The sequence below is a fragment of the Erwinia sp. JUb26 genome, from assembly GCF_003751505.1.
Taxonomy (GTDB): domain Bacteria; phylum Pseudomonadota; class Gammaproteobacteria; order Enterobacterales; family Enterobacteriaceae; genus Erwinia.
The window spans coordinates 345,046-360,492 of sequence record NZ_RJVB01000002.1 but is presented as its reverse complement, the minus strand read 5'-3'; the positions used below and the strand labels follow the sequence as shown (position 1 = coordinate 360,492).

General features: G+C 57.8%; 12 protein-coding genes. 6 read left to right on the top strand and 6 right to left on the bottom strand.

Features of this window, described 5'->3' with window-relative positions; genetic code table 11:
* Positions 1–277: 277 nt before the first annotated feature.
* The 3 genes from parC (at position 278) to ftsP (ending at position 4,986) form a co-directional block, all read left to right on the top strand.
* Positions 278–2,551 carry a DNA topoisomerase IV subunit A gene (gene parC, locus EC836_RS06745; protein ID WP_123331393.1) on the top strand — a complete coding sequence of 758 codons (2,274 nt, stop codon included), beginning with the start codon at positions 278–280 and terminating at the stop codon, positions 2,549–2,551.
* 152 nt (positions 2,552–2,703) lie between these two features.
* Positions 2,704–3,441, top strand: coding sequence for a 1-acylglycerol-3-phosphate O-acyltransferase (locus EC836_RS06740; protein ID WP_123331391.1), 738 nt, complete (start codon positions 2,704–2,706; stop codon positions 3,439–3,441).
* Positions 3,442–3,564: 123 nt separating this feature from the next.
* The gene (gene ftsP, locus EC836_RS06735; protein ID WP_123331389.1) at positions 3,565–4,986 is read left to right on the top strand and encodes a cell division protein FtsP; all 1,422 of its coding nucleotides are present in this window, start codon (positions 3,565–3,567) and stop codon (positions 4,984–4,986) included.
* A gap of 39 nt (positions 4,987–5,025) precedes the next feature.
* On the opposite strand, the gene dkgA is transcribed toward ftsP, so the two are convergent.
* Positions 5,026–5,850: a 2,5-didehydrogluconate reductase DkgA gene (gene dkgA, locus EC836_RS06730; RefSeq protein ID WP_123331386.1), complete on the bottom strand. Its 825-nt coding sequence runs from the start codon at positions 5,848–5,850 to the stop codon at positions 5,026–5,028.
* Between the two features lie 86 nt (positions 5,851–5,936).
* Complete coding sequence (gene yqhD / locus EC836_RS06725) at positions 5,937–7,094, bottom strand: alcohol dehydrogenase (RefSeq protein ID WP_123331384.1); 1,158 nt, start codon at positions 7,092–7,094, stop codon at positions 5,937–5,939.
* A 172-nt stretch (positions 7,095–7,266) separates the two neighbouring features.
* Here yqhD and EC836_RS06720 point away from each other — a divergent pair, with 172 nt between their 5' ends.
* Complete coding sequence (locus EC836_RS06720; protein WP_123331382.1) at positions 7,267–8,157, top strand: AraC family transcriptional regulator; 891 nt, start codon at positions 7,267–7,269, stop codon at positions 8,155–8,157.
* A 12-nt stretch (positions 8,158–8,169) separates the two neighbouring features.
* On the opposite strand, the gene EC836_RS06715 is transcribed toward EC836_RS06720, so the two are convergent.
* A complete protein-coding gene (locus EC836_RS06715) occupies positions 8,170–8,826 on the bottom strand; it encodes a DedA family protein (RefSeq protein ID WP_123331380.1) in 657 nt (218 codons plus the stop codon).
* Positions 8,827–8,949: 123 nt separating this feature from the next.
* Positions 8,950–10,137 (bottom strand): cystathionine beta-lyase, encoded by a 1,188-nt coding sequence (metC, locus tag EC836_RS06710; RefSeq protein WP_123331378.1) that lies wholly within the window; start codon positions 10,135–10,137, stop codon positions 8,950–8,952.
* Positions 10,138–10,385: 248 nt separating this feature from the next.
* Here metC and exbB point away from each other — a divergent pair, with 248 nt between their 5' ends.
* Both exbB and exbD read left to right on the top strand, forming a co-directional pair.
* Entirely contained in the window at positions 10,386–11,120 is a 735-nt protein-coding gene (exbB, locus tag EC836_RS06705; protein ID WP_123331376.1) for a tol-pal system-associated acyl-CoA thioesterase, read from the top strand.
* A gap of 5 nt (positions 11,121–11,125) precedes the next feature.
* Positions 11,126–11,548 carry a TonB system transport protein ExbD gene (exbD, locus tag EC836_RS06700; RefSeq protein WP_105592504.1) on the top strand — a complete coding sequence of 141 codons (423 nt, stop codon included), beginning with the start codon at positions 11,126–11,128 and terminating at the stop codon, positions 11,546–11,548.
* Between the two features lie 493 nt (positions 11,549–12,041).
* Here the strand turns inward: exbD and EC836_RS06695 are convergent, their stop codons facing one another.
* A complete protein-coding gene (locus EC836_RS06695; RefSeq protein WP_123331374.1) occupies positions 12,042–13,028 on the bottom strand; it encodes a spore coat U domain-containing protein in 987 nt (328 codons plus the stop codon).
* Entirely contained in the window at positions 13,025–15,436 is a 2,412-nt protein-coding gene (locus tag EC836_RS06690) for a fimbria/pilus outer membrane usher protein (RefSeq protein ID WP_370346906.1), read from the bottom strand. Before EC836_RS06690 ends, EC836_RS06695 begins: the two co-directional genes overlap by 4 nt.
* Positions 15,437–15,447 lie beyond the last annotated feature (11 nt).

Below are 15,447 nucleotides of genomic sequence, written 5' to 3'. Positions count from 1 at the left end.
AATCCGACGGCGACTTCTCTTTTGATTCATCGACGCTTTTAGCCAGTGTGGTTTAACGCTTTTTAATGGGCAATGTGACTCATTTTTAATGCCATTCCCTGGACGGCTATCGACTGAACTCTGTGACAGCCCCCGCCAGGATAAGGTACTATCCTCGCCAAACTTACCGCGATGTGGAGCGGGGTTGCCTGACCGAATGAAGCTCGCTATCGGCGAGATAGCCGTTTCAGAATGATGCGGTCGGGCCAGAGCGCCGCAATGTGAGGAAAAGAGAACAATGAGCGATCAGATGCAGGAAGGTGCCGAGCGCCTTCCGCTGCACAAGTTTACAGAAAATGCGTACCTGAATTACTCCATGTACGTGATCATGGATCGTGCGCTTCCCTATATTGGCGACGGGCTTAAGCCTGTGCAGCGGCGTATCGTCTACGCGATGTCCGAGCTGGGCCTGAGCAACAGCGCGAAATTTAAAAAATCGGCGCGTACCGTCGGTGACGTGCTCGGTAAATATCATCCGCACGGCGACAGCGCCTGCTATGAAGCGATGGTGCTGATGGCGCAGCCGTTCTCCTACCGCTATCCGCTGGTTGACGGTCAGGGAAACTGGGGGGCACCGGACGATCCGAAGTCCTTCGCGGCGATGCGTTATACGGAGTCGCGCCTGTCAAAGTATGCCGAAGTGCTGCTGGGTGAACTGGGGCAGGGCACGGTCGATTACACCCCAAACTTTGACGGCACCATGCAGGAGCCGAAAATGCTGCCTGCGCGCCTGCCCAATATCCTGCTGAACGGCACGACCGGTATTGCGGTCGGCATGGCGACGGATATCCCGCCGCACAACCTGCGTGAAGTGGCGAAGGCGGCGATGACGCTGATCGACAGCCCGAAAACCACGCTGGATGAGCTGCTGGATATCGTGCAGGGGCCGGATTATCCCACCGAAGCCGAAATCATCACCCCGCGCAGCGAAATCCGCAAAATTTACCAAAGCGGTCGCGGTTCAGTGCGTATGCGCGCGGTGTGGAAAAAAGAAGATGGCGACGTGGTGATCACCGCGCTGCCGCACCAGGTTTCCGGCGCACGCGTGCTGGAACAGATCGCCGCCCAGATGCGCAATAAAAAGCTGCCGATGGTGGAAGATCTGCGTGACGAATCGGACCACGAGAATCCTACCCGCCTGGTGATCGTGCCGCGTTCCAACCGCGTCGATCTGGAACAGGTGATGAACCATTTGTTTGCCACCACCGATCTGGAACGCAGCTATCGCATCAATCTGAATATGATTGGTCTGGATAACCGCCCGGCGGTGAAAAACCTGCTGGAGATCCTTAGCGAGTGGCTGATTTTTCGTCGTGACACCGTCCGCCGTCGCCTGAACTATCGTCTTGAGAAGGTACTGAAACGCCTGCATATTCTTGCCGGTTTGCTGGTGGCCTTCCTGAACATTGACGAAGTGATTCACATTATCCGCAGTGAGGATGAGCCAAAGCCGGTGCTGATGTCGCGTTTCGACATCTCTGAAACCCAGGCCGAAGCCATTCTGGAACTGAAACTGCGCCATCTCGCCAAGCTGGAAGAGATGAAGATCCGTGGTGAGCAGGCGGAGCTGGAAAAAGAGCGCGACCATCTGCAGGGTATTCTGGCGTCCGAGCGCAAAATGAATACGCTGCTGAAGAAAGAACTGCAGGCCGATAGCGACGCCTACGGTGACGATCGTCGCTCCCCGCTGCGCGAGCGCGAAGAAGCGAAAGCCATCAGCGAGCATGAGCTGGTGCCTTCCGAGCCGGTCACCATCGTGCTGTCGCAAATGGGCTGGGTACGCAGTGCCAAAGGTCACGATATCGATCCGGCCGGCCTCAACTACAAAGCCGGCGACAGCTATCGCGCGGCGGCGCGCGGCAAGAGTAACCAGCCGGTGGCCTTTATCGACTCCACCGGTCGCAGCTACGCGCTTGACCCGGTCACGCTGCCGTCGGCGCGTGGGCAGGGCGAGCCGCTCACCGGCAAGCTGACGCCGCCGCCGGGTGCAGTCGTTGAACAGGTGCTGATGGAGGCCGATGACCAGCGCCTGCTGATGGCCTCGGACGCCGGTTACGGATTTGTCTGCACCTTCAGCGATCTGGTTTCCCGCAACCGTGCCGGTAAAGCGCTGCTCAGCCTGCCGGAAAATGCCAAAGTGATGACGCCGCTCGCGATCCATGGTGACGACGATCTGCTGCTGGCGATTACCGCCGCCGGCCGCATGCTGATGTTCCCGGTGGGCGATTTGCCGCAGCTTTCCAAAGGTAAGGGCAACAAGATTATCTCTATCCCGTCTGCTCAGGCGGCATCGGGTGAAGATAAGTTGGCCTGGCTGCTGTTGCTGACGCCGCAAAGTGCCATTACTCTGTATGTCGGCAAGCGTAAGCTGACGCTGAAAGCGGAAGATTTACAGAAGTTCCGGGCAGAGCGTGGACGCCGTGGTACCCAGCTGCCACGCGGCCTGCAGCGCATCGATCGCGTGGATGTTGATGGTCCGTCACGTCCTGTGGCAGATGACAGCGAAGAGTAATGTTCCTTCGTTGAGAGCAGGCCGGGGACGTGCATGTCGCCAGCCTGCCGCTATCATCAAAATAAAAAACAGTTAGCCACTCTATTCGTCAGCGTAGGATGCCGGATTAATTCGGTCAGCATACGCTGTCTGCATGCAATAACGAGGTTGTGATGCTCTCTATTTTACGTCTCATCGTGGTCATTATTTATTCGATACTGGTGTGTGTGTTTGGCTGTATCTGGTGTCTGTTCAGCCCAAGAAACCCGAAGCACGTTTCTACCTTTGGCCGTCTTTTTGGTCGCCTGGCGCCGGTGTTTGGCTTAAAGGTTGAACTGCGCCGTCCGGAAGGGCATGAGAACTTCCCCAACGCGATCTATATCTGTAACCATCAGAATAACTACGACATGATCACCGCGGCGAGTATCGTCGAGCCAACGACCGTCACCGTGGGCAAGAAAAGCCTGCTGTGGGTGCCGTTCTTCGGTCTGCTGTACTGGCTGACCGGGAATCTGCTGATTGACCGTGATAACCGCGCCAAGGCGCACGGCACGATCGGTGAGCTGGTCAGTGAATTCCAGAAGAAGAAAATCTCCTTCTGGATGTTCCCGGAGGGCACGCGTAGCCGCGGTCGTGGGCTGCTGCCGTTCAAAACCGGCGCGTTTCATGCCGCCGTTGCCGCTGGCGTACCGATTATTCCGGTCGTGGTTTCCAACACCCATGACAAAATTAAACTTAACCGACTGAAAAATGGTCTGGCGATCGTTGAAATGATGCCGCCGGTGGATATTAAGGCGTTTGAAAATCAGTCGGTACGTAAGCTGGCAACCCACTGCCGTGAACTGATGTCGGCAAAACTTGATGAGTTAAATGCTGAAGTCGCTGCACGTGAGGCATCAGGTAAGCTATAAATTATCGGAGGGAGCGTGGCATCGCGCTCCCTGCAGTTGTTCATGCGGCAGCACAGCCCGCACACAATGATAACAATGGATTTCGGCCGCCCTGTTGGCCGTTTTTGGCTTATGGAGTCGGGTATGTCCCTTAGTCGTCGTCAGTTTTTTAAGGCCTCAGGCATTGCCCTTTGTGCTTCCTCGTTACCCTTCAGCGCGCGGGCTGCCGGACCGGGCACGCCGCTGCCGGTTCCGCCACTGATTGAGTCTCGTCGTGGGCAGCCGCTGTTCCTGACGATGCAGCGCAGCCACTGGTCTTTTGACGGCAGTAGCAAGGCGCAGGTCTGGGGCTTTAACGGTCTTTATCTTGGCCCAACGGTGCGCGTGTGGAACGGTGACGACGTCAAACTTATCTACAGCAACCGGCTGAATGAACCGGTGGCCATGACCGTCAGCGGCCTGCAGGTTCCCGGTGCGCTGATGGGCGGCGCGGCTCGCATGATGTCACCGGGCGTTGACTGGTCACCGGTGGTGCCGATCCGTCAGGCGGCGGCAACCTGCTGGTACCATGCCAACACGCCGAACCGCATGGCCCCGCATGTGTACAACGGGCTGGCGGGCATGTGGCTGGTGGAGGATGAAGTTAGTAAGTCCTTACCTATTCCCAAACATTACGGCGTGGACGACTTCCCGGTCATTATTCAGGACAAGCGGATGGATAACTTCGGCTCACCGGAGTATGACCCGCCGGGCAGCGGTGGCTTCGTGGGCGATACGCTGCTGGTCAACGGCGTACAAAACCCGTTCCTGGAGGTTTCACGCGGCTGGGTGCGCCTGCGTTTACTCAATGCCTCCAACTCCCGCCGCTATCAGCTGCGAATGAGCGACGCCCGCCCGTTTAACGTTATTGCCAGCGACCAGGGCTTCCTTCCCGCGCCGGTGGCGGTGGATCAGCTGTCGCTGGCCCCGGGCGAACGCCGTGAAGTGCTGATCGATATGACCCAGGGCGATGAAGTCTCGATCACGGCAGGCGACGCCGCAGGCATTGTCGACAGGCTGCGCGGCATTTTTGAACCGTCCAGTATCCTGATCTCCACGCTAGTGCTAACCCTGCGCCCAACGGGGCTTCTGCCGTTAGTGACCGATAACTTACCGATGCGTATTCTGGCGGATCAGATGATCCCCGGCACCGTCAGCCGCACCCGTGAATTCCGCCTGGGTGATTCTACGCCTGGCATAAACGGTGCGCTGTGGGACATGTCGCGCATTGATACCCAGGCGCAGCAGGGCAGCTTTGAGCGCTGGATGATTCATTCAGATATCCCGCAGGCGTTTCATATTCAGGGCGTGATGTTCCTGATTAAAAGCGTCAACGGTGCACAGACCATGGCAGAGGATCGCGGCTGGAAGGATACGGTATGGGTCGACGGAGACGTCGAACTGCTGGTGTCATTCACGCAGTCCTCCTCCGAGCACTTCCCGTTTGTCTATTACAGCCAGATGCTGGAAATGGCCGATCGCGGAACGGCGGGGCAGATGGTGGTGAATCCGTCACAGCAGTATTAAGAGGTTCGCCCGCGGCAATCGCGGGCAAACGGTATGGCCTTAGTTAAAGCTTTCCGGGTCCGGGCCCAGACGGTTATTGCGATCCAGTGAGGCAATTTCACTGATTTCCGTTTTCTCAAGACGGAAATCAAAGACTTCAAAATTCTCTTTAATGCGTGATGGCGTGACGGATTTCGGAATCACCACCAGGCCGCTGTCCAGATGCCAGCGGATGACAATCTGTGCCGGGGTTTTGCCGTATTTCTGCGCCAGCCGTTTGATAATGTCCTGATCGAACACGCCTTCACCGCCCTGCGCCAGCGGGCTCCATGATTCTGTCTGAATATGATGCATTGCGTTCCATGAATGCAGCGTGCGCTGCTGCAGCATTGGGTGCAGCTCCACCTGATTGATTACCGGGCTGACGCCGGTTTCATCCAGCAATCGTTTAAGGTGGGGTTCGTTGAAGTTACAGACGCCGATACTTTTGGTCAGCCCCTGCTGCTGCAGTTTAATCATGGCCTGCCAGGCGGCGACAAAGGTGTCTTTTTCCGGGCACGGCCAGTGCATCAGATAGAGGTCAACGCTGTCCAGCTGCAGCTTTTCCAGGCTGGTTTCCAGCGCTTCTTCGGCGTTCAGCTGGTCGTCATTCCACAGTTTAGTGGTGACGAAAATATCGTCCCGCGCCACGTCGGTTTCGCGCAGCGCCTGGCCAATACCCTCTTCATTTTTGTAGATTGCCGCGGTGTCGATCGAACGGTAACCGACCTCCAGCGCAGTGACCGCCGCGCTGCGGGCTTCATCCACGCTTGCCTGCCAGACGCCCAGCCCAAGCTGCGGCATCCTGTTGCCATCGTGCAGTTTAATGATTGGTTGCTCTGCCATGTTCGCTCCTTTTCTGCGGAAAAACCGGTGCACGGGCACCGGTTGATGGGAATAAGTCTAGTCGATAAGCGGAGGGTTGGTGGGGGTTAGCGTGCGTCCAGATAGATCTGGCGGCTGACTTCAAGGGTGATGTCCTGGCGTTCGCCCAGTGCGGTAAGCCCCTTCTCCGCCAGTTTTTCCAGCAGGGCGGGGATTGACGAACCGTCGAGCTGGTAGTCGGACAGGCGGGTGGCTATGCCCATTTGCTCAAAGAAATCGCGCGTGGCGGCAATCGCTCCGTCAATACGCTCCGCCTCGCTGCCTTCGGTGATGCCCCAGACGCGTTCCGCGTACTGCAGCAGTTTTTCACGCTTGGTATCACGCTTGATGTTCAGCAGCGACGGCAGCACGATAGCCAGCGTCTGCGCGTGATCGATGCCGTGCAGCGCCGTCAGCTCATGGCCGAGCATATGGGTGGACCAGTCCTGCGGCACGCCGGCACCGATCAGTCCGTTCAGCGCCATCGTGGCACTCCACATCACGTTGGCGCGGACGTCATAATTCTCCGGTTCGGCCAGTGCGCGCGGGCCCTCTTCCACCAGCGTCAGCAGCAGGCCTTCGGCAAAGCGGTCCTGCACGCGGGCGTCAACCGGGAAGGTAAGGTACTGTTCAACGGTATGCACAAAGGCATCCACCACGCCGTTGGCGATCTGGCGCGGCGGCAGGCTGTAGGTATAAACCGGGTCCAGCACGGCGAAAAGCGGGAACAGATGGTTGCTGCGAAACGCCCGCTTATCCTGGGTGGCACGGCGATTAATCACCGCGCTGCGGTTGGACTCGGAGCCGGTAGCGGGCAGCGTCAACACCGATCCGACGGGCAGCGCCCGTTCAATTTCAGCGCCGCCGGTTTCCAGGATATGCCACGGATCCTGCGGATACAGCGCCGCCGCGGCGATAAACTTGGTGCCGTCCAGCACCGACCCGCCGCCAACGGCCAGCAGGAAGGTAATGTTTTCCCGTTTAACGATCTCCACCGCTTTCATCAGCGTAGAGAAGTCCGGGTTAGGCTCAATACCGCCAAACTCCTGCAGATCAAAACCCTGTAGTGCGCTGTAGACCTGATCCATCACGCCATTTTTCTTGACGCTGCCGCCGCCAAAAAGGATCAGCACCTTGCTGTCGGCGGGGATCGCGTCGGCGAGCTGGGAAATTTGTCCTTTGCCAAACAGGATGCGGGTGGGGGTGTGCAGTACGAAATTATTCATCGCGGTAATCCTGGGAGTATGACGTTTATCAGATGAATCATTGTGCGCAGCAGGTGAGTATTGCTCAATGCACATTTCTGCCGGATTCTTGCCTGATTCTCCAAACTGCTGGAGAAATACTGAACGTCAGGCGATGATGCTGGCGTAAAACTTTCAGCGGTGGGAAGAGTGAATGGACAGAAACGCGACGTGTGAACGGCTGGCTCACCGGGTGATCGACCTGGTCACGCAGAACAAGGGAGTATCGTCGGTACCCGGCATCAAACTGATTTATGCCGACAAGCATATGGCGCGTACTCCGGTGATGTATCAGCCGGCAATTGTGATCCTGTTTCAGGGCCAGAAGACCGGCTATCTGGGTAACAGCGTCTTCAGCTATGACGCCAATAAGTACCTGATGCTGACCGTGCCGCTGCCGTTCGAGTGCGAAACCTTTGCCACGCCGGAAGCGCCGCTGGCCGGTCTGATGCTGCGGGTCGATCCCCTGAAGCTGCAGGACCTGCTGATGGACATTGGCGACGACGACGCCTTCCACCCTGAAGCGAAAACCTGCGGTATTCACTCGGCGCTGCTGACGGAAGAGATGCTTTGCGCCACCGAACGCCTGCTGGACATGATGAAAAATCCGCGTGATGCCCGCGTGCTGGGGCCGCAGCTGGTGCGTGAAATCCTCTACTACGTACTACAGGGGCCGTGCGGCGGTGCGCTGCTGGCGCTGGTGAGTCGGCAGACGCAGTTTAGCCAGATTGCCCGCGCGCTGCGGCGCATTGAGCATCACTTCACCGATAACCTGAGCGTTGACCTGCTGGCGGCGGAAGCCAATATGAGCGTTTCGGCGTTCCACCATAACTTTAAGGCGGTGACCAGCACCTCGCCGCTGCAGTATCTGAAAAGCTACCGTCTGCACCAGGCTCGCATGATGATGCTGCAGGAGGGGATGAAGGCCAGCGTGGCGGCAATGAAAGTGGGATATGAAAGCGCCTCGCAGTTCTCGCGCGAGTTCAAACGCTACTTCGGCGTGACGCCCGGGGAAGAGATGACGCGGATGCGCCAGCCTGGATAAAACCGGCCCGGATTAACGGGCCTTTTTACGCTTCAGGACCAGCACAACGCTACCGGTCAGCCCGGCACAAAGCAGCACCAGCGGCAGGATCATAAGAATCGCCATCACCTGATCCTCATGGCGCTTGATAAACGGCACCTGGCTGATGCCATAGCCGAGCGTCACCAGAATCGTCACCCACAGCAGCCCGCTAAGCCAGTTAAACAGCTGGAAGCGGCCGTTTTTCAGCCCGGAAATCCCGGCCATGGTCGGCAGGATCGTCCGTACAAAGGCAAGGAAGCGGCCAACCAGCAGCGCCAGCAGTCCGTGACGGTTAAACAGGTTCCACGCCCGCTGGTGGTACTGTGCAGGAAGGTGCAGCAGCCAGCCCTTCACCAGCCGGGTATTGCCCAGCCAGCGGCCCTGCAAATAGCTCAGCCAGCAGCCAAGACTGGCGGCGGCGGTCAGGATGATCATGGTGGGAATAAACGCCATAACGCCTTTGGCAACCATGGCACCGGCCAGCAGCAGCAGGCTGTCGCCCGGGAGAAATGACGCCGGAAGCAAACCATTTTCAAGCAGCAACGTGATAAACATAATCCCGTAAACAACCCAAATCACATCCGGATTGGCCAGCGCGGTAAAATCCTGATGCCACAGCGCCTGAACAATCTCGTGTAAAACACCCATTCGTTATCCCATTAACTACAGCTATAGCTATGTCCCTATAGTACTCGCAAATCACGATCGATATCTTGATCAAAGGCGCGAACAGCGCGCCTTATTGATAATTTGTTGAAGCAGCGAAGATTATTAGCTCAGTCTGTCGAAGCCGGCGCGCAGATCCTCAATTAGATCGTCAACGTGCTCCAGTCCGATATGCACCCGGACCAGCGTGCCGCTAAAATCCACGCCACCTGCGGGACGGATAGCCGCCAGCTCTTCGGGCTGATTGGCGAGGATCAGCGACTCGTAGCCGCCCCAGGAGTAGGCCATGCTGAAATGGCTGAAGTTATCCAGGTAATGCGCCAGGCGCTCATTGCTCAGACGCTCCTTCAGCACAAAGGAGAACAGGCCGCTGCAGCCGCTAAAATCGCGCTTCCAGAATTCGTGCCCTTTGCACTGCGGCAGCGCCGGATGATTCACCCGCTCAACCTCATCGCGCTCCGCCAGCCACTGCGCAATCTGAATGCTGCTCTCCTGATGCTGACGCAGGCGCACGGCCAGCGTTCTCAGCCCGCGGCTGGTGACATAGGCGGTATCGGCATCCACCATCTGGCCCATCAGATACGAGTTTTCCCGCAGCTGCGCCCAGCAGCGCTCATTGGCGACGGCGGTGCCGATCATCGCGTCAGAGTGGCCAACCAGATATTTGGTCGCCGCCTGAATAGAAATATCCACGCCGAAATCCAGCGCGCGGAACAGGATCCCGGCGGCCCAGGTGTTATCGATCATGATAATGGCGTCGGGCGCTTTGCTGCGCACCGCCGCCACGATTGACGGGATATCCTGTACTTCCATGGTGATGGAGGCCGGCGACTCGAGGAAGACCACGCGGGTGTTAGGCTGCACTAAATCGGCAATTTCAGCGCCGATGCAGTGATCGAACCACGTGGTGCTGACGTTCAGCTTGCTGAGAATTTTGGTACAAAAATCCTGAGTCGGCTCATAAACGCTGCCGCTCATCAGCACGTTATCCCCGGCGTCAACAAACGCCAGAATGGCATTAGCGACGGCGGCGGCACCGCACGGATACAGCACGCAGCCCGCACCGCCTTCCAGTTCGGTCATCGCATCCTGCAGTGAAAAGTGGGTAAGAGTACCCCGGCGACCATAAAACAGTTCGCCGTTGGCGCGCCCGGCGGTGGCGCGTTTCTTATCGGCCACGGTGTCGAACACCAGAGAAGAGGCGCGCTGGATCACGCTGTTTACCGATCCCTGGGTGTATCTTTTGCTGCGTCCGGCGGCCACCAGGGCCGTTTCGATCTTTTTGCTGGTCATTAAAACGGTCTCTTTATTCAGTGATGTTTTTACGTTAACACGGCTACCTCTCTGGAGGTATTCGGCCTGCGGGTAAGTGATAAAATTTCACTGTGAGCGCCATCACATCCGTAAATGAGAAAAAAATTGTTCAAAAAATGTCTTATAGGGTGTAAATAGTAATGAGAACTACTATCAATTCCTAACGGGTTTGGTATGATCTGGCCTGAATTTTTTCGCTATCAGCAATTAGATGTTGGAGACACAGCGTGACAAATGATTTGATGCAGATGGACCTTTCCGTCTGGGGCATGTACCAGCATGCAGACATCGTGGTTAAAGCCGTAATGATTGGACTGTTGTTGGCATCCGTTGTCACCTGGGCCATCTTCTTTAGCAAAACAATCGAATTGAGTTCCGCACGCCGACGTCTGAAGCGCGAGCAGCAGCAGCTGGCAACCGTACGTTCGCTGGACGAAGCCTTAAAAACCAGCGCCGGTTTCACCGGTCAGAGCCTCAGCGCATTGCTGATTAAAGAAGCCGAAAACGAGCTGGAGCTGTCCGCCGGTACCGATGATAACAACGGCATTAAAGAGCGCACCGGCTTCCGCCTTGAGCGCCGCGTTGCTGCCTTCAGCCGCCACGCCGGTCGCGGTAATGGTTACCTCGCGACCATCGGTGCGATTGCGCCATTCGTGGGTCTGTTCGGTACTGTATGGGGCATCATGAACAGCTTTATCGGGATTGCAAAAACCCAGACCACCAACCTGGCCGTTGTGGCACCGGGCATCGCGGAAGCGCTGCTGGCCACCGCGATTGGTCTGGTTGCGGCGATTCCTGCGGTCGTTATCTACAACGTGTTTGCCCGCATGATTGGCAGCTATAAAGCGTCCCTGGGCGATGTGGCTGCACAGGTTCTGCTGCTGCAAAGCCGCGATCTTGACCTTGCCGCTAGCGAAGGTTCTCACCGCGTTCAGTCGGCGCAGAAACTGCGGGTAGGTTAAGCGCTATGGCAATGCGATTAAACGAAGACCTCGATAGCAACGGTGAAATGCACGAAATCAACGTGACGCCGTTTATCGACGTGATGTTGGTGCTGCTGATTATCTTTATGGTCGCCGCGCCGCTTGCCACCGTTGACGTTCGCGTCAATCTGCCGGCCTCAACCAGTTCGCCGCAGCCGCGCCCGGAAAAACCGGTTTATCTGTCTATCAAGGCCGATAATCAGCTGTTTATCGGTAACGATGCGGTATCGGAAGAGACGCTGGTGGATGCGTTGGTTAAGCAGACCGAAGGCAAGAAAGATACGACTATCTTCTTCCAGGCCGATAAGTCAGTGAGTTACGAAACGCTGATGAGCGTGATGGATAAGCTGCGTCAGGCGGGTTATCTGAAGATTGGCCTGATGGGCATGGAAACCGTGTCGAAATAATCGGGTCGCGGTGGCCGATTTGAGGGCTACCGTTTCAGGTGATGTTTCTCCGGTTTAAATTAAAGCCGCTGTCTTTTAGATAGCGGTTTTTTTATATGTATCGCTGGTGGCTGATCTCTCCGGCCCCGCCGCCTGCGCCTCAGCGCTGCGGATTGCCTAATCACCACAGAAACAGCTTCCCCGGTTAAATCATGCTCGCTTTGGTTGTGGTCATCGCAAAGGCAACACGAACATAGCAAAGCAGACGGGCTGTCCCCGCTCATCCGGCAATCCGCAGCGCTGAACGAAGAGAGGAGGCCCGGATTCGGCCGAATGGACGCGGACGAAAGGCACAGCCGCGCAGGACGCGCGTCTGTGCCGGTCCGTGAGGCTGACGAGCGGAGTGATGGCACCGCGAAGCGGCGCGAGGACCGCCGGATGAGCGGGGACAGCCCGTAGGCGTCAGCACCTAACTGCCAGACAACAGACCAGCTCGAACCCGTTAGCGCGAATCTTAAAACGACACATCCACCGACACTGAATCCAGATAGCTTCCCGCCGGCTGCGGCGTCTGGGTGCTGATAATCAGCGCACGATAGCTGAAGGTCTTGGTCAAGCCATCGGTGCTGGTTGAGCTGGCCGTACTGCTGTCCACGCGGTCGGTGCCGGTCGGACCCCAGTAGGTTGTGCCGGTGGTGCCTTTGTAAATCTGGTAGGCCAGTCGGTTACTACCGGACGCCATATAGCGCTGTGTGCCCACCGCGTAGCCGCCGTTGGTAATGCCGACGGTATAGGTGCTGCCTTTGGTGCAGATCACATTCAGCGACTGGCTGACCGTCAGAAAGTTGGCGGGCAGCGGCGCGCTGCCGAAGTTGATGCCCGGCGCGGTAATGGTAGTGCAGTCGCGCGTGACGGTCATATTTAGCGTAATCGGCAGAGATAAGGTGCCCTGCTGGCGGTTGCCCAGCACACAGAGATTGCCTATGCCAATAGCGGTACAGATGTCATAGGTAAATGTCACCGTCAGTACCACGGTATAGTTACCTGCCGCGACCACCGCGCCGGGCATCTGGCGCACATACAGCGGGATTGGAAAGCGATACCCATTCAACAGCCCGGCGAGATCCAGCAGGGTGCTACGGGGAATGATCACCCCCGTGCCGCCCAGTGTGACCACCGATGCGCAATTGCCGTCGGTACACACCTGCAGCGGTATACGATCGGTGCCCAGCCCAAGTGCCGCCTGGGTCGTACTGGATGAGAAGGTCGCAGTCGTCAGTCTAACGGTGATATTGTCGTTGCCCAGTAACGTTAATACCCCGGCACCACAGTCGACGGTGTAGGTGCCATTCAGTGTGGTTTGCGCGGTGGTGACCGCAAACGAGGTCATGGTACCAAAGCTGGCCGTCGCACTGGTCGGGCTAAGCGTACAGGCGGCCTGCGCCAGCCATGACCCGCTCATCAGCAGGATAAAGGTCAGGGATAAAAATACTCTTTTCATGGCGTAGTTCCTGAAGGGGACGACAACGTACAGATCAGTGGACCGTAAGTCACCAGCGTGTCCGGCAGTTCTTTCGGCAGCGTCAGCTCTGTCTCGCAGGTGCGCCCGTCCGGCGTACGTGCACGAATCGGGTTACGCTGTTCGAGGTTATCCATCCATACGATACCATCCCAGCCCACCACTTCGGCCGGTGGAGCTGTGCGCGTAATCGCGGTGCCCACCGGCAGCGGCTGGCCGTGTTGATCGTTGATAATCACGCTGGCGGCACGCAGCGGCTTGATTTCCATATCCAGCATATAGCCACTATGGCGCTTCACCGCCACGCGTTTTTCCACATCTGCGGTGCCCAAGTTAGCGGGCAGGTCGAGCGTGTCGATATCATATTTGGCGGCATAGTTTGAGGTTACGCGCGGAACCAGCAAGTACCCTTTATTATTGGTCTTGCCCTGCAGCTGGTTCTCGAAGCGCACGCCGACATTCGGATAGCCCGTTTTCACCAGAACAAAGGAGTCGGTCACCTGATTGGCGGCAAACAGCTGGCTGTCCATCAGCACCAGCGAGCCGTTAACCTGGCCCCATTTGGTCATGTATTCATCGTCACCGTAGAAGCCACCGGAGGTTTCCACCTGCTGGTTACGCCAGCGCAGACTGCCCTGGCGGTAGTCGCCGCCGCTGCTTTGATTTGCCCAGGACGCATCCCATGCGAAGCCGCCGTCGCTCGGCATCGCGCGGGAGACAAACAGCCGCTGGGAATTTTTGCCCTCAGCATCACGTTCTATACTGGTCCCGCCGCTGATCAGGCTGCTGAACGGTACGCTCAGCGAAATGGCTCCCGCCCAGTTGTCCGCCTGATCGTCCCGGCTGGCGGAGACATAAATACTGCTGCCGCCCCATAGTCCGCGGCTCCAGGTCAGATTGATTAGACGGGTGCGATCGCCGTTGCCGCTGGTAATGTCGATCAGCGCGGCACCCAGACTACCGTATTGATCCAGCGACAGGCTGGCGCTGTACTGGGCACTGCGCCGGCTCAGCGTGTAGTAATCCTGGTCGGCATTGTTCCACGTTTCGCCATTCTTACGGTCACCGTACAGGGCGAGGTTACCATAGCCGCTGGAGCGCAGCGTTTGCTGCATGCCTAAGGAAAACAGGCCCGTGCTGTACTGATAGCCCCAACTGTACTGATTGCCGCTTTGCCCCATCATCTGGCTCTGGCTAACGGACCCGTTGACCACGCCCAGCGAACCGACCCGCAGCTGAGCGCCGCCGCCCAGTTGCGCCAGCGACTCGGCCGCTTCGCCGTGGCTCTCCAGAGTTAACCAGTCGGTTAAGCCATAGCGGTAAGAGCCGCTGGCGGTCAGCGGGCCATAGTCAAAGTTTTCCAGGCCGTAGTTCTCACGCAGCGCTCCGCTGGAAATCGCATAGTCCGACAGGCCGCTCTGCAGCAGATTACTGGCGACGTAAAATGGCAGGGTGGTGGTTACCTGGCGTCCCTGGGCATCGGTGGTCACCACCACCGCATTGCCCGCGCCGTTAACAAACGGCAGATTGGTCATCGACCAGGGGCCGGGCTGCACGCTGTTGCTGCTGGTGCGGAAACCGTTAACGAACAGGTCGACGGTGGACGGCACGGCGGCCTGGCCCGAGAACGAGGGAAGGGGGTAAGTAATTAAATCGGGGCGCAGCGAAAAATCACGCGCCAGCTGAATGCCGCCGACGCGCACGCTGCTGCTCCAGGCGAGGGAATCGGTGACCAAATCGCCAACCCGCAGGGTCAGCGCATTATCTTCATTTTGATTCGACCACCAGGTGTCATAGCGGGTGTAGGTATTGCCCAGATCGGCATCTCCGGAAAGCTGGCGCTGTAAAATGCCGCTGTTGGAAAACTGCCCCCAGCCGCCAAACAGACGCAGTTCGTTCCAGGCCGAAAGTCGACTGCCGCCGCCGTCGGTCTGGCTGCCGTAAACATTGTAATTGAACAGCGCACCTGAACTGCTGAGGCCGTCACTGCGGGGACCGTTTTGGATGGCTTTACCGAACGTTTGCTGCGGTAGCCACTCCGGCGGCACCGTTAGCAGCAGGCGCTGCCCCTGACGATCATACTCGGCCTTGACGTTTTCCATCGACGAAACGTCCATCATAGTCGAGTTAATCTTCGAACTGGGGATGCCAACCTTCATTAAGTCTCCGGCGCGCATCACATAGTGATCGCCCTGGAACTGAACGCTGACTACCTCACCGGTATCGTAGCCGTTCAATGACAGCCCCAGCATCCAGCTTTGTGCCTCGCCTGCAGTGGCCTGCACTGCCGGCGGTGGTGGCAGTGCGTTCCAGGTTTCAGCACCGGCGAACAGCGGCAGCAGGCAGCCGCTCAGACCGGTAATGGCCAGCTTCAGGGGAGTTGACGCCACAAAGTCAATCC